This is a genomic window from Leptospira mayottensis 200901116 (assembly GCF_000306675.2).
GTDB classification, from domain to species: domain Bacteria; phylum Spirochaetota; class Leptospiria; order Leptospirales; family Leptospiraceae; genus Leptospira; species Leptospira mayottensis.
In genome coordinates, this window is sequence record NZ_CP024871.1 from 482,501 (window position 1) to 502,070 (window position 19,570).

At 38.7% G+C, this 19,570-nt stretch carries 15 protein-coding genes and 1 pseudogene (1 of these 16 only partly in view); 6 read left to right on the plus strand and 10 right to left on the minus strand.

The features are described 5' to 3' along the window. The 3 genes from LEP1GSC190_RS02230 to fusA form a co-directional block, all read right to left on the minus strand. Window positions 1-64, minus strand: the 5' portion of a protein-coding gene (locus tag LEP1GSC190_RS02230; RefSeq protein WP_002747262.1) for an amidohydrolase family protein. 1,187 nt of this gene lie to the left of the window's left edge; the window shows 64 of its 1,251 coding nt (coding positions 1-64); its start codon is at window positions 62-64; its stop codon lies off the left edge, out of view. A gap of 18 nt (window positions 65-82) precedes the next feature. After that, on the minus strand, window positions 83-754 hold the full coding sequence (locus LEP1GSC190_RS02235; RefSeq protein ID WP_002747424.1) for an LIC_10271 family cell wall hydrolase: 672 nt from the start codon (window positions 752-754) through the stop codon (window positions 83-85). Between the two features lie 106 nt (window positions 755-860). Further along, the gene (fusA, locus tag LEP1GSC190_RS02240) at window positions 861-2,981 is read right to left on the minus strand and encodes an elongation factor G (RefSeq protein ID WP_002747509.1); all 2,121 of its coding nucleotides are present in this window, start codon (window positions 2,979-2,981) and stop codon (window positions 861-863) included. A 259-nt stretch (window positions 2,982-3,240) separates the two neighbouring features. On the opposite strand from fusA, the gene LEP1GSC190_RS02245 reads away from it, so the two are divergent. From LEP1GSC190_RS02245 to LEP1GSC190_RS02270, 5 genes are all read left to right on the plus strand, one after another. Then, window positions 3,241-4,860 carry a TrkH family potassium uptake protein gene (locus LEP1GSC190_RS02245; protein WP_002747299.1) on the plus strand — a complete coding sequence of 540 codons (1,620 nt, stop codon included), beginning with the start codon at window positions 3,241-3,243 and terminating at the stop codon, window positions 4,858-4,860. Window positions 4,861-5,074: 214 nt separating this feature from the next. Continuing rightward, the gene (locus LEP1GSC190_RS02250) at window positions 5,075-5,974 is read left to right on the plus strand and encodes a decaprenyl-phosphate phosphoribosyltransferase (protein ID WP_002747465.1); all 900 of its coding nucleotides are present in this window, start codon (window positions 5,075-5,077) and stop codon (window positions 5,972-5,974) included. A gap of 405 nt (window positions 5,975-6,379) precedes the next feature. After that, window positions 6,380-6,883: a thioredoxin-like domain-containing protein gene (locus LEP1GSC190_RS02260; protein ID WP_002747252.1), complete on the plus strand. Its 504-nt coding sequence runs from the start codon at window positions 6,380-6,382 to the stop codon at window positions 6,881-6,883. Between the two features lie 111 nt (window positions 6,884-6,994). After that, window positions 6,995-7,759, plus strand: a complete 765-nt coding sequence (locus LEP1GSC190_RS02265) for a hypothetical protein (protein ID WP_002747410.1) — start codon at window positions 6,995-6,997, stop codon at window positions 7,757-7,759. 1,059 nt (window positions 7,760-8,818) lie between these two features. Then, window positions 8,819-9,838, plus strand: coding sequence for a sensor domain-containing diguanylate cyclase (locus LEP1GSC190_RS02270; RefSeq protein WP_081586316.1), 1,020 nt, complete (start codon window positions 8,819-8,821; stop codon window positions 9,836-9,838). Between the two features lie 377 nt (window positions 9,839-10,215). On the opposite strand, the gene murB is transcribed toward LEP1GSC190_RS02270, so the two are convergent. Then, window positions 10,216-11,172, minus strand: a complete 957-nt coding sequence (gene murB / locus LEP1GSC190_RS02275; RefSeq protein ID WP_036036015.1) for a UDP-N-acetylmuramate dehydrogenase — start codon at window positions 11,170-11,172, stop codon at window positions 10,216-10,218. A gap of 96 nt (window positions 11,173-11,268) precedes the next feature. Here murB and LEP1GSC190_RS20540 point away from each other — a divergent pair, with 96 nt between their 5' ends. Further along, window positions 11,269-11,394, plus strand: a complete 126-nt coding sequence (locus LEP1GSC190_RS20540; RefSeq protein WP_002723202.1) for a hypothetical protein — start codon at window positions 11,269-11,271, stop codon at window positions 11,392-11,394. A 349-nt stretch (window positions 11,395-11,743) separates the two neighbouring features. Here the strand turns inward: LEP1GSC190_RS20540 and LEP1GSC190_RS02280 are convergent. The 6 genes and pseudogenes from LEP1GSC190_RS02280 to LEP1GSC190_RS02305 all read right to left on the minus strand — a co-directional run bounded on the left by LEP1GSC190_RS02280 (window position 11,744) and on the right by LEP1GSC190_RS02305 (window position 19,568). Next, window positions 11,744-13,148 (minus strand): annotated as a pseudogene (locus LEP1GSC190_RS02280) (transposase). A gap of 343 nt (window positions 13,149-13,491) precedes the next feature. Then, on the minus strand, window positions 13,492-14,118 hold the full coding sequence (locus LEP1GSC190_RS02285; RefSeq protein WP_002748228.1) for a YiiX family permuted papain-like enzyme: 627 nt from the start codon (window positions 14,116-14,118) through the stop codon (window positions 13,492-13,494). A 34-nt stretch (window positions 14,119-14,152) separates the two neighbouring features. Then, on the minus strand, window positions 14,153-14,839 hold the full coding sequence (locus LEP1GSC190_RS02290; protein ID WP_002748208.1) for a phosphopantothenoylcysteine decarboxylase domain-containing protein: 687 nt from the start codon (window positions 14,837-14,839) through the stop codon (window positions 14,153-14,155). 16 nt (window positions 14,840-14,855) lie between these two features. After that, window positions 14,856-15,398 carry a phosphopantothenoylcysteine decarboxylase gene (locus tag LEP1GSC190_RS02295; protein WP_002748279.1) on the minus strand — a complete coding sequence of 181 codons (543 nt, stop codon included), beginning with the start codon at window positions 15,396-15,398 and terminating at the stop codon, window positions 14,856-14,858. Window positions 15,399-15,412: 14 nt separating this feature from the next. Then, complete coding sequence (locus LEP1GSC190_RS02300; protein WP_002748216.1) at window positions 15,413-16,747, minus strand: hemolysin family protein; 1,335 nt, start codon at window positions 16,745-16,747, stop codon at window positions 15,413-15,415. Window positions 16,748-16,982: 235 nt separating this feature from the next. After that, the gene (locus tag LEP1GSC190_RS02305) at window positions 16,983-19,568 is read right to left on the minus strand and encodes a tetratricopeptide repeat protein (protein ID WP_036048350.1); all 2,586 of its coding nucleotides are present in this window, start codon (window positions 19,566-19,568) and stop codon (window positions 16,983-16,985) included. Window positions 19,569-19,570: the final 2 nt, after the last annotated feature.

The following is a 19,570-nucleotide window of genomic DNA, read 5'->3' on the forward strand; positions in this document are numbered from 1 at the left end:
CACTTCCGTTTGGAATCCATCGGTCCTTGGTTACAATGCAGGCGTTTACGAGTTCGTATTCCATATCTTTTGAAGTTTAAGTCTAGCGGATTTGTAAGCTTGGATCGATCGCGGAGCTACCGTGATTGAGCTGAAAGTAAAGCCCTTTTCCGGATTCCAAAGAGCCTAATACCTTAGAGGAATTTACAGTTTCCCCTTCGTTTACGGATACGGTTTTTAAATTCGCATACACCGTAGAATAGCCATTCTTATGTTCTATGATCACGTATTTTTTGTATCCTTCCATCTCATCCACGACCAATACTTTTCCGGGAGAAGCCGGACGAACCTTATTGTGTCTGGAGGATTTGAATAAAACTCCTTTGTGGGGAGCAAAACTGAGTTTTGTAAAATGATTTTGTATAGGAGGACGGTTTTTCAAAGGGAATTTAAGAATGGGTTGTTGTGAGGATTCGACGACTTTTTCCTTTTTAAAAATCGATTTTGTATTTTTAGAAGCGAGTTTTTCGTTTTCTAGTGCTGTCGGTTTTTGAATTTTTAAGATTTCTCCGGGGTGTAATGAATTCGTGTCCTTTTTTCCGTTCCATTCCATAATCTTATGATAATCGACTTTGAATTTTTTTCCTAAAGAATAATATGTATCTCCCTTTTGGACGGTGTAAAGGGAAACATTTTGCGATCCTGCCGCAAAGATCCGAGAAAGGATTAAAAAAAACGTCAGAATTCCAAAGCGCTGAAAGACCACTGCTTTCAATATCGGCAGATTTTCCGATCAAGCTCGTTTAGGAAAGGCTCGGAGGAAAAAAAAAGGAGCCTTTTCTGGCTCCCTTTTTTCGAGAAAAGAGAATTTTGCTCTAAGATCAATCTTCGTCTTTATTGTTGACCTTGTATTTTTTCATCAATTCTTCCGCAACATTTCTTGGAACTGGAGCGTATCTGGAGAATTCCATAGAGAATTCCGCCTTTCCTTGAGTAGATGAACGTAATACGGTAGAGTATCCAAACATGTCCGCGAGTGGGACTTCTGCTTCGGTTTTACAGTAGGCGTCCTCTTCGGTTGTGTTCAAAATCATACCACGTCTTTGGTTCAACGATCCGAGGATCGCTCCTTGAAACTCGGAAGGTCCGTCAACTTCCACTTTCATAATCGGTTCGAGAATCTGGGGATTCGCTTTGTTGAATCCTTGGCGAAACGCATAACGGCCCGCGATTTGGAATGCCATATCGGAAGAATCCACATCATGGTAAGCGCCGTCGTTGATAACACAACGAACTCCGATGATAGGGAACCCTATCAGAGACCCACGCTCTAAACAACTTTTAAATCCTTTGTCCACCGATTGAATGTATTCTCTTGGGATCGCACCACCCACAACTTTGTTTACAAAATCGTAATTTAAAGTTTCTTCGAGAGGGATCGGTTCCATATAACCCGCAACACGACCGAACTGTCCCTGACCACCGGTTTGTTTTTTGTGAGTATAGTCAAAATCTGCTTTGGACGTGATTGTTTCACGATACGCAACCTGAGGCGCTCCCGTGATGAGTTCTACTCCGTACTCGCGTTTCATACGCTCGATATAAACTTCAAGGTGAAGTTCTCCCATACCTTTGATGATGGTCTGTCCGGATTCCGGATCTACATGGGTTTGAAAGGTAGGATCTTCCTTGGTAAAACGGTTTAACGCTTTTGCAAGGTTGTTTAAGTGTTTCGATTCTTTCGCTTCTATGGTAAGAGAAATCACCGGAGCGGCAACGAACATGGATTCCATGGAAACTTTAAGTTTTCCGTCGGTAAACGTATCTCCGGAAGCACAATCGATACCAAAAAGAGCAATGATATCACCCGCTTCCGCTGAATCGATGTCTTCCATCTCATCGGAGTGCATCCGACAGAGTCGACCTACGTTATGCTTCTTGTTATTCGACATGTTGTAGATCGTCATACCTTTGGAAAGTTTCCCTTGGTAAACACGCACGTAAGTGAGCTGACCGTAACGTCCGTCTTCGAGTTTGAACGCGAGACAAACCAGAGGCTTCTCGTAATTAGACTCAAGAGTGATCATTTCTTCATTATTGTTTTGGTCGAGAGCCTTGTTTTTAACGTCCACAGGACTTGCGAGATAATCTAAAACTCCGTCTAAAAGTTTTTGAACACCTTTGTTTTTAAAAGCGGAGCCCATAAACACAGGGGTCATTTTGAGTTCGAGAGTGCCTGTACGAATTGCCTTTTTGATCATCTCTTCGGTAGGGGTTCCTTCAAGGAGAGCCTCGGTAAGTTCGTCGGAGAACATAGAAGCCGCATCCAAAAGTTCTTCGTGCTTTTTGTTCGCAAGTTCTTTGAGATCATCCGGAATTTCTTTTTCCTGGATGTCCATTCCGTCCTTACCTTCAAAGTAGTAAGCCTTCATCGTAACGAGATCTACGACTCCTTTTAGGTCGTTTTCTAAACCGATAGGAATTTGAACGGGAACAGCGTTGTGTTTCAGCTTGTCTTTGAGTTGTTCGATAACTCGAAAAGGGTTTGCTCCCGTTCTGTCGAGTTTGTTGATGAATGCAACACGAGGAACGTTGTAACGTCTCATCTGACGGTCCACGGTAATCGACTGAGACTGAACCCCGGCAACTCCACAAAGTACGAGGATCGCGGAATCCAATACACGGAGAGAACGTTCTACCTCTACGGTAAAGTCAACGTGACCCGGGGTGTCGATGATGTTAATCGTGTGGTTTTTCCACTGGCAATAGGTCGCGGCGGACTGGATGGTGATCCCTCTTTCTCTTTCAAGATCCATGCTGTCCATTTTCGCGCCAACTCCATCCTTTCCACGAACCTCATGAATAGCATGGATTCGATTCGTATAAAATAGAATCCTTTCAGTAAGGGTCGTTTTTCCGGAATCGATGTGGGCGGAAATTCCGATATTTCTGGTTTTTAGAAGTTTTTCGCTCGGTTTGAATTCGGCAACAGCAGTGCTCATGGCCATTCCTCTTATAAAAGATTGCAGATACTTTTTTCGGTGAAAACACCGGTCGAGAATTTTAAAAAAAATCTCTCAATTTACCAGATTCCAAAAAAGAGCGGTTTTGTAAACTCAAATCAGGGAGTCAGACCGTTTAAAGGTGTTTTTCATTTGCCTAGGAATGGTTTTCAAAAAGTATGAACTTTTGCGTCTTCGACAAAACACGAAATGACGTTTTTACGTTAGGCTTTTGAAACCCGCTCCGAATAGAAAACTGATGCAGCCGCTTAAATTTATCAAGCGAAACGTAAATAGGATTGCAAAAGTGTTTCTTTTGTTGTCCGTCGCTAGAACTCTTTGTTTTGGCTTCGCGATTGCCATATTGGTCGGTTCTTTCGGGATTTTCATTTCAGAGTCCGGTCGCTTGAGTTACACGGTTTCCTTATATTTAGCCACTTCCTCAATTTGTGTCACGGGGCTTTCTCCCGTTTTATTGTCGGAATTCCAACGCTCTACACAATTGATTATGATGTTTCTAATTCAGATCGGGGGGTTAGGGATCATCACATTTACAGTGCTGATCGGTGTATTGGTTGTTAGAGGTTTGTCGAGGAGTACTCGTCTTGCTTCTTTTGTTTACGAAGCGACGGATGCTCATTTCGCAAAAAGAATGCAGAATAAAAAATCTGAACAACATTCAGGAGTTGTTCTTCCTGGAAAGAATAAGACTGAAGCCGAAGCATTTTATGTGAGAAGAATGCTTTTATCTCTTTTTAATATTTCACTTTCAATCGAAGCAGTGGGTGCTGGTCTTCTTTATTTTTGTATGCCCGAGACGGACCGTCTTCCGGGAACTCCGAGTCGATTCTTTCTAAGTGTGTTTACTTCTGTTTCCGCTTTTAATAACGCCGGATTTTCCATCGTGGACGATTTGAGTTTTTTGGCGAAAGATCCTTTGTGTTTGCTCATCATTCAGTTTCTGATCGTGATGGGCGGAATAGGATTTCCTGTGATTATCTTTATTGAAAAGTCGATCTTAGAGATTATCCAGAAGTTCATGAAAAAAATAGAAGCGGTCACGGAAACTTTTATGATGAGAAGGACGGTTCTGTTAGGAGAAGATCCGCCGACTTGGTATATCTTTATCATTACAACTTCCGTACGATTGGAAGAGCGATTGGAACTATATCGAAAAGAGTTATTCGGAGATGCGAATCGAATGCAGATGGCGATCATCGTATTAGGTTCTTTGATTCTGATTCATATCGGAGGAATTTCAATTTTACTCATCGAGTACAATAATATTGAAACGATCGGAAAAATGGGATTTACGGAGAAGTTGTTCAATTCCTTTTTTCTTTCCGTTTCTTCAAGGACCGCGGGCTTTAATACGTTCGATGTCACCGAAATCCGAAGCGCGACTTACGTTCTTCTTTGTGCTTTGATGTTTATCGGAGGAGGTCCTCAAGGAGCCGCAGGAGGTATCAAAATCACCACCTTCTTTATATTAATCTTATATTTGAAAAACGTAATTAGGCCGCAAGCGAGAGTACAAGCTTGGGGAGAAGACGTCTCTAAAAATTCGGTGGCTATTTCCACTCGAATCTATTTTCTTGCCACCATTTCTCTGGTCGTATTTATGTTTTTAATCACCCTTGCAAACGGAAACAAATACGGAATCGAAACTATCTTTTTCGAAGTGATGTCCGCATTTGGAACTGTGGGTTTAAGTCTGGGAATGACGGCTTATACGAACGACTTAGAAAAGTTTCTCTACATCGCTTTAATGTTCATGGGAAGAGTCGGAACTTTCACGCTTTTGATTGCGTTTACGGGTCATTCCGGGTTGGGAGATCTGGGAGGAAAGGACGACGGATTGAAAATTCAGGTGGGATAAAAATTCTCGATCTATATATTGCAAACCCACCATTCGTGCGCTTTATTAAATCGAAATCAGTAGAGAGATGATTTCATCCAGATAAAACGAGAAGCCGAAGTCTGATAAAACCTCTTTTACCGATTTGATATTGTTTAAAGTTCTTTCGATATGTTTCGGTGGGATCCTGGATTTTCCTTGATGATTTGAAGGATTATCCAGAATATAACCGAGTATGCTCTTACAATATTTGAAATTACTCCGGATTCATCAATGGATCAAAAATGTAATCATTTTTGCGGGCATTATTTTCGCTAAGAAGCTGACCGATCCGGAGTCGGTGCAACAAGTCATCTCAGCTTTTTTTCTTTTTTCACTTGTTGCTAGTTGTCAGTATGTTTTGAACGATTATTTGGATCGTAAGGAAGATGCGTTACATCCCGAAAAAAAACATAGACCGTTAGCTTCCGGAAAGTTGGATCCTTCGTTTGCTCTTTTTATTACGGCAATTATACTTCCTTTGTCCTTAATCATGGCATATCTATTGCATCCACTATTTTTCGGATTAGTTGCTTTTTATCTCATGTTCAATGTGCTTTACAGCAGATTTTTAAAACATATGGTGATTTTGGACGTGATGAGTATCAGCATAGGATTCGTGATCCGTGCGATTGCAGGTTCGGTGATCATTCACGTGACTTTTTCCTCTTGGCTTTTACTATGTACTTTTATGCTCGCGCTCTTTTGGGGATTTTCCAAAAGAAGAGGCGAACTCATAATTTTGGAAGGAAGTGCGAAAGGGCATCGTAAAATTTTAGACGAATATTCAACTAGTTTCCTTGATATGATGCTTGGAATAGTGGCTACGATGACTTTGATGAGTTATGTTCTTTACGTCACTAGCCCTGCTACGATTGCTAACCTCGGAACAGACCGTTTGATTTATACGATTCCGATTGTCGTGTATGCGATTTTTCGATCTTTGTATATCATCTATATCAAGAATATGGGACACAATCCTACGAAGGCGATTCTTTCTGATTGGGGAGTTTTACTTGCCGGTTTGATTTGGGTCGCTTTGGTGATAACGATTATGTATTCCGATTTCGGAAAGGGAGTCCGATTTGATCTTTGAAGTTCGCTCCGAAAAATTCGTCCGAAAAAATATAATCCATTCGAAAAATCAACGATGGAGATTTATGTTTCTTAAGAAATTGTCCTAAAACCTGAAGAAAGTATTTCTAAACGTCCGGCAAGTTTTAAAAAAAATGTGGGAGTTTCTACAGGTTACGTCGTATTGACAGCTTAAAATTGCAGGAGTTCCTACATTGTTTTAAAAACTAAAACGTCTTGCTTCTATTGGCGCTCGACGAAACAGTCTCCGAACTCAAAAGCGCAGTCTTGGCGCTCTACATCTTCTTCGATGGGTCTTGGGACGAGTTTTAAAAGCGATTTTAGAACCGAATTTTTTTGTCGGAACATTTCATCAGAAAGAGAAACAATGATGTAACGTCCCCAGAGTAAGACGAATTTAAGGGATATGAAGGAAATTCTGAAAAAGAGCGGGAATGCCGCGCTTTGGATTTTGTTATTTTTAACGATTACGATTGTACTTTCGATTTTCAAAGCGTCCGATTTAAAACCGTCTGTTTCAATCAACGGTATGGAATCGTTCGAAGGAGAAAGATATGATTCCGAAGGTCGAGTAACCGTCGTTTACTTTTGGGCAACTTGGTGCGGAGTTTGTTCCTTTAATCTTCCTTTAGTTAAATGGTATTCTCGTCAATTGGAAAACAGTTCCCGATTTTCCTTTGTAAGCGTCGAAGAAGGAGAAAATTTAGAGGAACTGAATCAATACATACGGGAAAAAGATCTTCGATTTAAAGTCATTCCCGCAAATGTTTCCCTTTTGAAAGAATGGAAGATCAACTCATATCCATCTTTTGTAATTTTGGATCGATTTGGTAGGATTCGTTTTATGGATTCTGGAATGATGAATCCTTTTAGCTTCTTTCTAAGGATTTGGGTTGTATCTTTCTTTTAGTTTTTCATTCGAAGGAAGTTGTTCCCATACAGCATTGTGTGCGGTAGGAGCGTAAGTTTTATCGTAGATTTTGAATTTAGATTCGATTTCTTCAAAACCGATATATATATTATGGAGCCGTTCAAACCCAAACCCTTACTGAATAAGTCGGAACTACGACAGATCAAAAAATCCAGAACGAGGGTTGAGGGAAAAAAAGTAATCACGGACGACGTTAAGAAGTTAAAGTCCCTAAACGTAACTCCTGATCTTCCCAAAAGAGAACTCATTCATTATTATAAAGAACCGATTTGGATCGAATATTATATTCCTCGAGAATCCAGATTCGCTTACGAAGTAAAATATTTATTTGTAAAGTTAATCGATCCGATTCCAAGACCCGCGGACGTTATTTTAAAAGATGCGATTTCCAAAGAAGAATTCGTAGATGTTTTAGACGTGATGTTTCGCTATCCGGAAAAAGAAACTCTGATTCGAAACAGTTATATGAATACGTTTTCTTTTTTAGAATCAATATCGATAAATTATAAACAGTTTTTAAAAACAAAGGATCCCTACGATTTGAGGATTCCTTTGTTTCATACGGAAGCCTTGATGAAATGGGAGCCTACGGTCGCTACTCTGGAATTTTTGGGGCCTTACACGATTTATAATCTCAACTGGCTGATTCGAAAACTTAACGAAGCGGAAGAGGAATTTTCACTCGAAGACGAAACGATTTCTGTATTGATCAAACGAAGAAATGAATATTGGGAAGAAAATTCGTTAACGACCGATGAAGATTTCGAATTGTTTGCCGCATTATTTTATGAACAGGCGTTTCCGCACAGAGGTTCTGAATTCGAGGATAGTTTACTTTTAAAAAAGACGGATTAGGATAACTTTAATTTTATATCATGTTCGGTAAGCCTTTAGGGCGCGTCCCGGAAATACAGAAATAGAAGGAATTTTTAAAGAAGTCCGTAGAACCAGATTACGAAGATTGAGTGCCCCTCAAAACCAAAATGAATACACTATTGTATACGTGTAAGTAACTTTTTGCTCGGATAAAATGAAGTATCTTCCCGGATTTTGCTCAAGACTTACAAACAGTGTATAAAATACAAAAGTCGTATTCAAAGTCTGCTTCAAAATTTTACAACAAATCAGCAATCTTTAGAAAAAAGCCGGGGTTCCCACAGATTACGTCTCTTGGGTATTTCGAACAGACTTTTTCATTGTTAAATTCTTGCAGTAGTTTCACATCTTAAAGTTTTACGATAGATTCTTAACCCAAGACGAAAAGATACGCCAATGAAGAAGGAATTATATTTGAACATATGATTTCACGAAAAAACGACGGTCACTATCGCTTTTTTAAAAGGAAATTCAAAACATTATACGGAAGGATTTTATATCGAATATAAGATAAACGGATTTGGAAATAAAAATCGAAAGATGGGGAATTGAAGGTTGCTACGGGGATAGATGCGGTTTTGTTTTCGGCTTGGCGAAAGGGTGATCGGAAAAATTTCTATCGATTCGTTGCACTTAAATTTCAATGTGCAAAGCCTTTGTTTATGAATCGTCTTAAAAGAGGGGAAGTTCTTCAAAAATCAAACACCTAAGGGCAATTTTTTAAAGCGAAATGCAAAATGACTCAAATCTAATCCGAAAATAATTTATAAAGACATGAAACGGCGTTAGAATATAGGTAGATAAATTTTGGAATAGACATCTGTATGGTTAGAGATTTCCTCGAAAAAAACGGAGTTTCGTTAAGACGATCTTAGATTTTTAATGAGATAAAAATTGGATGGTTTTTTCTAAAAATATCTTTAATCAATCAAAAAAATCTTCTGGATTTTGTCTTAAAATGTCGTTTCAAGGAGTAGTTTTTTTTGATACATAACGCCTTAATTTCTTAAAATAAAAGTTGTACTCAAATAAAAAACAATGATGACCGATTCGCCGAAAGGGCAAGAAACGCAAATGACTATAAAAGACTCGAAGCCAGAGCTGGTAAAATTATATTCCTCCATCGGGAAAATTATTACTTCTTCCTTGGAACAACAAGAAGTTTTAGATGCCGTCATGGAAGAAGTTCGTTTGTTTTTCAGTCCTGAAAACTGGAGTCTTATGCGATACGATGAGAATTCCGGGGAATTATTTTTCCTAATCGCAGAGGGTCTTGAACTCAATCGTATTAAGAATATTCGATTGAAGTCTGGAGAAGGAATCGCCGGTTCGGTTGTTCAAACGAAGTTTCCGATTTTCGTGGAGAATGTGAGAAATGACCCGAGATTTTCCAAAAGAGTCGATGAAAGAACCGGTTTTGAAACGAAAACGATCATTGCCGTTCCTATGATTTTCAGGGGACAAGTTTACGGAGTCATTGAATTAGTAAATCGATTTGATGGTTCCTCTTTTACTCCGGAAGATTTGGTCATTCTTCAAACAATTGCAGATTTTACGGCGATTTCCTTGGCGCATTCCAATCAATTCGAAGAGACGAAGGTTCTCGCATTTCGAGATGCCTTAACGGGAGTATTTAATCGTAATAAGTTGAATCATCTTAAGAATGAATGGTCCGATAGAAGAGTGGAAGATCATCTTGCGTTAGTTGCTCTTATCGATTTAAATGATTTTAAAATAATCAACGATACCTACGGTCATAAGGTGGGAGATCAAGTCCTTTGCCATTTTGCGAATGTTTTACGTTATGTTATTCGCGGAACGGATAAGATTTTTAGAATCGGAGGGGATGAATTTTTGATTCTTTTTCAAAATGAGAATAAGGAAAAGATCATTCAAACCCAGAATAGATTTCAGGAAGCGATGTCAATTCTTTTGAGAAAATGTAAAGAGAATAACCCTCCTTTTAATTTTACTTGGGGTATGTCTGTAGGTTCCCTTCAGAAACTGGATGAATTAATTCACGAAGCAGATCTTTCAATGTATTCTTCTAAAGATTGAAATTTTTCCGTAATCGTACTTGAGTTTGATGTAAAAGAAATAGACAGATTTCTATCAGGATATAGCTTCATTTTTTCCTAGAAAGCATGAGTTCTTAAGGAACAGGACTCCTATTCAAAAAATAGATTACTGAAAGTGAGCAAATTTATATTCATAAATTCTAAATAAAGCTCGGCAAAGTTCTAATGAAAAATCGGTTATCCACCAATCAGCCTGATTGGTGGATAGGTTAGTAATATGTGCGTTAAGATGTTAGTTTAACGTGAGTTCGGCGTAGATAATTTTTATTTTAAAGTCTTGTTTCGGTGCAAAATATTGGGTACTGTTATATGGTTTTGAGTATAACAACTTTCAGGGCGGAACTCCGAAATGCAAAATCACGGTATATCACCGAAGTATTCTATCTCTCGATTTAAACGAATTCCGGTAGTCTGAAAGACCTTATCTAAAATGAGTTCGACTAGATAGTTCACATCCGCAGCGGTTGCGGTTCCTATATTTACGATAAAGTTACAGTGTTCGGGAGAAATCTGAGCCCCACCTTTTACTTGTCCCCTCAAACCGGCTTGGTCGATCAATTCCCAAGCTTTGATTTCTTTTCCATTCTCTTGAAAAATTTTGGGATTCTTAAAGACAGAGCCGGCACTTTTTTTGTTTTCAGGCTGAGAAGAATTTCTTCTATCTCTTTTATCTTTTAACGACGCTTGGATTTCCTCTAAATTTCCTTCTTTGAGAAGGATTTCAATTCCTAAGATGATGGAATCCTTTTCGTTTAAAAATTCCGTAAATCGGTAGCCATGTTTGATTTCAGAGGGACTGCGAACGAATACTTCGTTGTTTCTCAAAAATTCAACGGTTTGAATCAAATCAAAAAGTTCTCCTCCGTAACAACCTGCATTCTGGATCACCGCTCCGCCTGTCCATCCCGGAATCGTACTTAAAAACTCAGCTCCTGTATAACCCGATTGTGAAATTTGTCGAAATGTCGGCGTAGTGTTGGTCGCGGATCCGATTCGGAATTTTCCCTCTCCTAAAGATTCAAATTTTTTAAATTTACCAGACAGACGCAAAGTGACGAAGTTATCCGGATGATCCGAAATCAAAAGATTCGAACCTCCTCCAAGAATTTTCCAAGGTATTTCGGATTTGTAAAAAATAAAAAGTGCTTCCAAGACCTGATCCGAATTTTCAGGTTCGACAACCACCGGACAAATTCCGCCGATCTTAAATGAAGATAGGATGTCTAGGCGTACTTCCGATTTAAAAGGTATTTTAGAAGATTCTAAGGTTTGCTTTAGAGTTCGGATTCGAAGTTCGGAAAGGGCAAGAGACATAGGAACACTAAATGACGTTCCCCGATTATCTACCATAAGAAAAAGAACTCAAGGAAAATCCGAAATCGGTTCGATGTTGTAAAAAAGAGGTGGTTCATGTTTTTTCTTTTATTGGAATCCGTTTATCTCGATTTTGTTTCCGGACGGACCGATTGGGAAACTTATTGCGAATCCGTAATTCTTCTTGCCCAAGATCAAGAAAAACTAGCCGGATTAGTTTAAGAAGTCGTAAAGAAAATCGGGCACACGTAATTTTTCTCACCGACGGTAAGGCTTTTTTGAAGCCGCTAGGCTATCAGAAAACTCAGTATTTGTCTCTAAGGATCGAAATATAGTAAAACCTATCTTAAAAATACTTTATCCTTATTTAAAACGCTGTTCATTCTCAGATATTTTTGAAATAATTTATAGTCAATAAATTTCCAATCACCTCGGATGTCAAAAAGATCTGAATCATAAATTTATTAACTCCGCCTGGATCTTTTGCATAGAAATTTTAAAAGAGTCTATAAATTGCGCTAAAAACCTTGCATTCAATTTATTCTTTTTTACGAAAAAAATGAAATTCTACCTAGTCGTCCCTGAAAAATTGAGATTTTTGACGAAAAGAAACAAGATTCAAATTGAAAATAAAAACGATGAAGAGATAAGATTTCCCAAATAACAAAAAAAGCTCGAATGAGCTTAGAGAAATTAAACCCAGCAGCGGATAAGATCGCATTGATACGATCCCCTTCTTTACCTTTGAGAAAATTTCGAATCATATTGTGATCGTGTTTCAGATGAGAAATAACCGGTTCAATGGCAGATCTTCTATTCGTCCACATCCTTTCCCAACGAGTCATTTTCTTTCTGCTTTTATTGGAAAGATAAACTTGAACATCTTCCGGATGATGATCGGTTCCTTTGTAACCTTGATCCACATAACACTCCTTAGGTCGAACGCTGGTGATCTTTTCCATCTGATTGATGGCATCCTTCCAAGTATGACCGTCATACGGATTGCCATGTAAGGCTTGAACTCCAACAATCCAATTAGATTTACTCGTGGTAACTAAACTCACTTTACAACCAAACTCATACCTCTTATGAGATTTACCTTTAGAAATACATTCCACTTCCGGAGCATGAATACTATAGATTTTATTCTTGCTATTTTTACTTTGTGTTAAGATTCGTTCAGAGATTTCCAAAAGGGATTTAAGTCGCCTATTAGGATTTTCTACTTTTCTCTCTATATCCCGTTTTACACAGCCCAAATACGTTTTTAATCGTTTTGTTTCTTTATTGGCACGTTTACTTTGTTTTGCATGAAAGTAACGTCCTTGTTTAATGAATGCTAATTTACTCTTGCGTTTATAACTTTATCTTAATTGGATCTTTTCTTTTGACGCTTCTTTTACTAAAACTTGTCGCATTCTACAACGTGTATCAAAACTTTAGTTTACTTTATCAGAAAATTAAGCTGCAAGGTTCTGTTCCTAACCAGTTTTTTTCGTAAGAAAAACTAGTTAGGGCAGGTTCTTATGATACAGCTTTGCATCCGTTGGAAAAGTAATCGCTTTCTCCTGAACCGTTGTATCAACATTCACTCTTCTAAATTCTGGATCTTTGATCTGACCTTCCCGTTGGCCTAAAAAGATCGTCTCTTCTAAAAATTTCTCTACCCCATCGGAACCTATCCGTTTCCGCCACTTTACTAAACTCGTTGGATCACAAGGGAAATCATGTTCGAAATATTCATTTCCACAAATGTATTGCCAATACGGATTTTCCAAATAGCCTTCTACTACCTTCTCATCAGACACGTTATACGCATGTTTCAAGTAATGAAGTCCCACTAACAAACGGATTCGTAATCCGGGGCGCCCGGTTTTCTCTGTATAGTATTTTCCGAATTCTTTCTCAAACTTTTCCCAGTTTATCTTATTTGAGATTTGATACAATGGGTGTCTAGGATCCAGGATTTGGTCCAATCTATTTCGAAATAGTTCTCCTTAATTCTGTTGTTTTGAGTTTTCTTCTGGTTTCATTTTCACCGGCTTTTATGTAGTTTCTGGATGTTTTATGGGGATTTTGTTTTTAAGTTTTTCACCTTGGATAGCATTTTATTTGCGTTATTCGCTATTGTAACTCTTTTTCAGGGATGACTAAATACGAAAATGAATTATATAAATGAAATGCGTTTTTCTGTTTCAAAAGTCCATTAGCCGTCATACACCTAATGGAATAGGTGTCTTGAAGTTGCGAGTGCAAGCAAAAACGGTGAGTCACATACGGAACGAAAAACCGAAGTTATACAAAGGCCGTGCCATTCACTCAGTTCACTTCCATAATTGTTTTTAATTTCTTAGATAAAAACATATCAGCCGGAGATACGACAAAATCATCTAGCGGAATATTTTCTCCGTACCGCTTCTTCATCATATATTTAACCGTTGAATCACTTAGATCGAAATCCTTTAATCTCTTATCTTCGGTGAGTTCAATGTCCAATGCTTTCTTAAATATTTTCCAAGCTAATTCTGTACAATAGATTTTTTCATCAGACCAATTGAAATAAATGTCATAGTGCTTTCCGATATATTTATCCCCGATGGATTTCATTAATTTTAATTTCTCATCAGTTAGGATTGTTTCCGAATTGGTTAGCCTTTTAATTACAAAATGTTTGTTTTTTCCTCTTGAAATAAAATTACGGACTTCAGTAATTTTTACCGGCTCAACCGCTTCTAAGACTCTCAGTTGCTCTTTGTATTTAAAAATTATTCCGACATGCGTATATCGCGATTTGGTGGCTATTTTAATGGCCTTGCCTTGTTGTGAGAAAGTTTCCTGAAATATTAAATCACCTTCTTTAAGTTTGTCGATAAAAGACTCGCTATTCAATCGAAGAGAAACGAGAAAAATAGAAATAAAGAATGATATTTTTAAATAATGTTTCATCTCTTTTAAATGTCCTTTGTGGTATTACGCCTAACTATAATTTCACGAAAGATTTTTCGGTTTCCTTCTTTAAAAATTCTACGATCTTACAAGAAACGACTTCTTTGGAAAAAGGACCGATTTCCGCAACTCTTCCAAAAGCGGAAAAAATAAACACGGTCGTATCCACTTCGCCAAAGCCTTTCTCGTTCTTCCCTACGTAATTCCCTATAATATAATTTAAATTTTTACTTTTGAGTTTGGCTTGAGCGTATTCCTCTAAAGAATCCGTTTCCGCTGCAAAACCGACCAAACAACAACCTGGAATACCTTCGTTTGTAATCTTGGAACCGACCGTTTTGAGGATATCCGGATTTTTAACGAGTTCGAGAAGAAGGGTTTCATTTCCGTCTTCTTTCTTAATTTTAGATTCTCCGCTTTTAAGGGGACGGAAGTCCACAGGAGCCGCCGCCATAATCAAAATCGTTTCTGCTTGAATCTCAGAAAGGATTGCATCACATAAATCGGAAGTAGTTTCCACGGAGATTCTTTTAGTTCCTGCGGGGCTTTTATAAGATTCTAAAACCTGGCCGTGAATATAAATAACCTCGGGGATCCACGTTGCGGTCGCTTCCGCGATGTGAAATCCCATTTTACCAGAAGAAGCGTTCGAAATATATCGAACTGGATCGATCCATTCTCTCGTCGGTCCGGATGTAATGATAGCCTTGGAAAATCCCACTTTGACTTCTCTTTATTTAAGAATTTTTTTGGTGCACGTCCAAAATCAACTTTTGAATCAAAGAAATTTCGGCTAACTTTCCATAACCTTCATCTCCACAAATGACCACACCTTCGGAAGGATCCGCGAGAATTACTCCGTCGTCCGTTAGACGTTTTAAATTTCTCCGAACCGCCGGATGAGCATACATAAAAGGATTCATCGCCGGAGCTACGATCACCGGACAATTTGCCGCAAGATACGTAGAAGTTATTAGATCGTCCGCAATTCCATTTGCCATCTTACCGATGATGTTCGCGGTTGCGGGAACCACTGCAATCACTGAGGCGGAATTTTTTGCATCGATATGAGCCATTCCCTGTTCGTATTCGTCGATCCGAACTTTTTTGCCGGTCATTGCTTCGAACGTAATCGGACCGACAAACTTAGTCGCGTGTGCGGTCATAATCACATTTACCGGATAGCCTTGTTTCGTGAGATTCCGCACGAGCTCACAAGCTTTATAGGCTGCTATACTTCCTGAAACAGCAATGAGTATTTCTTTTCCAGAATTGGACATAGACATATCCGATTTTATTTCTTAGACTGAACCTTATTGCCTAAGCCGACTCTCGTAAAACGTACGGAAAGGATTTTATTCCCTTCCATTTTCTCAACGGTAAGAGTTCCCGATTGTAAAGTAATCGTGGAACCTTCTTCCGGCATATCTTCTAAACGACCTAAGATAAAACCCGCAATCGTACGAATGTCCTTGATCTCTTCTTCTTGAACGCCTACGAGAATTTCTTTCAAATCGTCCAACTCCGCTGCCCCATCAATCGAAAAACTATCGGAATGTTGTGTGGGAAACGGGTCTGTCTCGTGATCGTCAGTTTCGTCGCGTATCTGTCCGAAAATTTCTTCGATGATATCCTCTAAAGTAAGAAGACCGGAAACTCCGCCGTATTCGTCGATAACGATCGCCATATGCTGTTTGTTTTCTCTGAGTTTTTGCATCACCTTTTCGATCGAAAGACCCTCGGGGACGAAAATCGGAGGTTGCATAATGGCTGTTACTTTTTCCTTTCTTCCTTTTTTGGAATTGGATAACCAAGTAAGATATGTTTGAACGTGGATGATTCCTATAATCTTATCCGTATTGCCTTCGTAAATCGGATATCTCGAAAAATGATGTTCCGCGATAATCGAAATCAAGGAATCCATCATAGTATCGTGTGGAATCCCTATGATACTCAAACGATGAGTCATCACGTCCTTTGCCTGATGTTCCGAAAACTGGAACGTGTTTTGGATGATCTGAAATTCTTCCTGGTCGATCTTCCCCTGTTTATTTTGCTCTTCTATGATAATCATCAATTCTTCGGGGGAGTGCATCATTCTACTCTTATTGGCTTGAATTCCCATCAACCTCAAAAGAAAGGAAGTCAATTCGTTTAAGAAAAAAGTAATCGGATAGAATATATAATAAAAGAAGAATAAAGGAATGCTGATAAAAAGAGCGATTGTTTCCGTATTCTGAATTGCGATCGTTTTAGGAAGAAGTTCTCCCAAAAGAATATGAAGAAACGTGATGATCGTGAACGAAACTGTAATCGCCAAACCGTGGATTGTCGCCTCGCTTGAGGAATACCCGAACATTTCTAAAAGAAAAACAAGCCATCTTGAAACGTATCCCTCGCCGACCCAACCTAACAAAAGGCTGGCGATTGTGATTCCGACCTGACAGACGGACAACATGTCGTTCAATTTTTGAGCGGCACGTTTTGTAACGAGCGCGAGAGGTTTATTTTCCTTAATCAATTCTTCCAAACGGGATGGACGAATTGAAACCAAAGCGAATTCTGCGGAAACGAAAAATCCATTGGCGAATATAAGTAGTACGATGATAAAAAAACCGATTAATTCCATTGTGGGAGAACAAAGATCAGATGAAATTTAAGATAGTGAGAATTTAAAATGAACCCTATTTTTGGATTTGAGGAACGGCAATTGAGTATTGTTAGAATGTTGAACTGACTACCTTCGGCGTCCATGTGATTTTACTGGATAGGATCTTTGAATTGTCGAAAAATGTCGATCGTTTAAAAGAAAAAACACTCGATTTTATGGGACTAACGTTTTGAAAAAACGCAGCTTCTCGAATTCATTCCATGTGTTTTCGAATTCGAATTCCATGAAACGAGGCGCCCGGTTCGTTCGTTTCCTGGGAAAGTTTTTCCAAAAGGTTTATGTCCGATTCTGAATCTAAGTTCAAAGATGGAACGTAATACATTCTATATACTCCGGAATTGATCCAAAAAGAAACCCAATCCAAAAAGTCTTCTGACCTTCCTTTCCAACCGTTTCCGCTCAAAGAATCCCTCGTAAAAATCAGTCGTTGCGGAGTGTTTCTAAAGTCGTAACGTCTGTGTAATCTTGAAAAACGAATCTGTTCTTCACCACAACTCCAAGAATATTCATTTAAATTTTCGGGAGAATTATCTTCTACCTTCAAGTTCCAAACCATCATCGAACGATTTCCGACGAGCAATTTATTTCCTTCAAAATGTGTGAAACTTACTTTTTGAAAATTAGAACTTGATAGTTGATCTGGATTTTTACAATCACATATGTAAATACGTTCCGATTTAATTTTATCGTCCCTTCTACTGAATTTGGTAAATAACCTAAAATCTACGTCCGGAAATTCTTTTTTGAGATAATCGAAGGATTCCATTCCGGAAACGTTTAAGTAAATTTGAATACTGTTTTTTTTATTTAGGGACTCGATCAAAGATTTTAATATGACTTGAACAGTGAACGAAGAGGCGGACTCGGAAGGAATCTCTTTCAATTCTAATTCCTGAGAGTTGCCCGGTTTCCAAAAAATATAAGTTCTTTTGTCTCTTACAAAAACGCTCAATACGGGTAGGCGGGATTTTTTGATTTCCTGATTTCGAAATGGATCAAATTCTTCTAAAAGTCGCATAACTTCCGTTTTTCGGATTTCGGATCGACTTGAACTCAAACGTTCTTTAGGTCCCGGATAAAATCCTCGAAACGAAGAAATCCTTCGACTAGTGTCGATTATGGAAACGAGAGCATTTGGATACACCGTATTCCCCATTGCTTCTTTCTGTTCCAAGCGAGACAAAAAACCCAGAAGTTCTGTTGTATGTCCGTGAAGAGCATAGTAGTTGATTGCGGCGTCCGTAAATTCCCGCACACCGTAAACGACCGGAAGATAATTCTTCAATTGAAGAAGCATATCATCCGGCATTCTATGGATCGTAATCGCGACCGCTTGGTCTAAGGCGCTCTTCACGGTTTTTAAGGATTTGGATTCTTTATGGGAATAGAACAAGCCGGTAAGCCGAATCCATTCTTCCGTATAAACCGGGTCCGCGGTTTTTAAAATTCCGTACGCTTTCGTAAATTCTATGATCGCTTTTCTGAGATCGTTTTTTTTGTAATGAATGAATCCATTCAGTAAGGTAGAGGCGTATTCCACTCTTTTCCAACCCTTACTCTGCGCTAAGAAAGTGATTTCGGTCGCCATTTTTCCCGCGACCTCGGGTTCGTCATTCATCAGGATTTGTACGATTCTGAGTCGGGTAAACAAATCGTCTTCGGTTAAATTTTTCGGAGTGGAAACGGATTTGAGAGCATCGACCGCTTTAAACGAATTTTTCGATCTCCAGATCGCCATAGAAATCAAATCCCTTGCGCTATTGATCGAAATCGGTTCCCCTAAAAACGGATTTGAAATCGTGGATGACCATTCTAAAAAATCCAAGTTCAAATAATAATCCAAAGATTTCTTATATTCCTGATTGAGATAAGCAATAGTGCCTAACTTTAGATACAAATGATTTTTATAAGAGGTTCTTAAGTCGGGACGATATTTGAGAATGTAATCCAAAACTTTCTCTGCGGAAATAAAATCCCCTCCGATCAAATAGTAGTAAGCAAGTTTTTCATATGAATAGCCGATGACTCTTCCACTCAAATTTTCGGAAATGATGAGGATCTTTTGGAAGTGAACAGCTTCTCTGGAAAGTCCGAGTTCGGCGAGTTCATCCGCTATGTTGTAGATGATATTACTCAAAAAAGGGATGTATTTTAGTTCGGGATCTTCGAGGAACGGAGCAAGCGTTCGGTTTAGATTCAAATATTCCCTTTGATATGATTTCGCCTTCGGAGAAAAATCGGAAAGATATTTTTTCAGACGTAGAGTTTTACAAAGGGAATAATAAACCGCCTTCCTGGAACATTTAAGATTTGCCGGAGATTTTTTTTCGAACACAGCGGACTCGAAACCTCTTGCCAATTCTTTGAGATATAAAGAACTTTCGTTCTTGGAAAACTGAATTAGCAAGTTGCGGGAGGACTCTTTGGAATTAAAATTCAATTCTTTTAATATTCTTAGGAAGATACCCCCCAAAACGAGCTCGGATTCTGCGTTTGTAATCAGGTTTAATAGAGACTCGTAACGACGAACGTCCTTGTTGAGGATGAAATACTCTCCCGCAAGAAAGAGAAAATCAGTCTTTTCTAATAGAGTTGAATTCTCAGGAAAGGAGTTGATTTCGGAATTCGATTGAAAGACGGTTCTTCCGTTTAAATTGAAAGAAAAACCGTCTGCACCTTTCGCCCATCCGAATTCCTGCTTTGTTTGAGCGGCAATCGAATGAGAATATACAAGACTCAAGAGCAGACAAAAACGGAATTTAAAGAAAAGAAGCTTCAATG

Coding starts and splice junctions, on each gene's coding strand:
- murB (WP_036036015.1), bottom strand. CDS start 11,172: ATGTCTCTTGCCCTTTCCGAACTTCGAATCCGAACTCTAAAGCAAACC.
- LEP1GSC190_RS02260 (WP_002747252.1), top strand. CDS start 6,380: ATGAAGGAAATTCTGAAAAAGAGCGGGAATGCCGCGCTTTGGATTTTG.
- LEP1GSC190_RS02250 (WP_002747465.1), top strand. CDS start 5,075: ATGCTCTTACAATATTTGAAATTACTCCGGATTCATCAATGGATCAAA.
- LEP1GSC190_RS02265 (WP_002747410.1), top strand. CDS start 6,995: ATGGAGCCGTTCAAACCCAAACCCTTACTGAATAAGTCGGAACTACGA.
- LEP1GSC190_RS02295 (WP_002748279.1), bottom strand. CDS start 15,398: ATGTCCAATTCTGGAAAAGAAATACTCATTGCTGTTTCAGGAAGTATA.
- LEP1GSC190_RS02270 (WP_081586316.1), top strand. CDS start 8,819: ATGATGACCGATTCGCCGAAAGGGCAAGAAACGCAAATGACTATAAAA.
- LEP1GSC190_RS02245 (WP_002747299.1), top strand. CDS start 3,241: ATGCAGCCGCTTAAATTTATCAAGCGAAACGTAAATAGGATTGCAAAA.
- fusA (WP_002747509.1), bottom strand. CDS start 2,981: ATGAGCACTGCTGTTGCCGAATTCAAACCGAGCGAAAAACTTCTAAAA.
- LEP1GSC190_RS20540 (WP_002723202.1), top strand. CDS start 11,269: ATGTTTTTTCTTTTATTGGAATCCGTTTATCTCGATTTTGTTTCCGGA.
- LEP1GSC190_RS02285 (WP_002748228.1), bottom strand. CDS start 14,118: ATGAAACATTATTTAAAAATATCATTCTTTATTTCTATTTTTCTCGTT.
- LEP1GSC190_RS02300 (WP_002748216.1), bottom strand. CDS start 16,747: ATGGAATTAATCGGTTTTTTTATCATCGTACTACTTATATTCGCCAAT.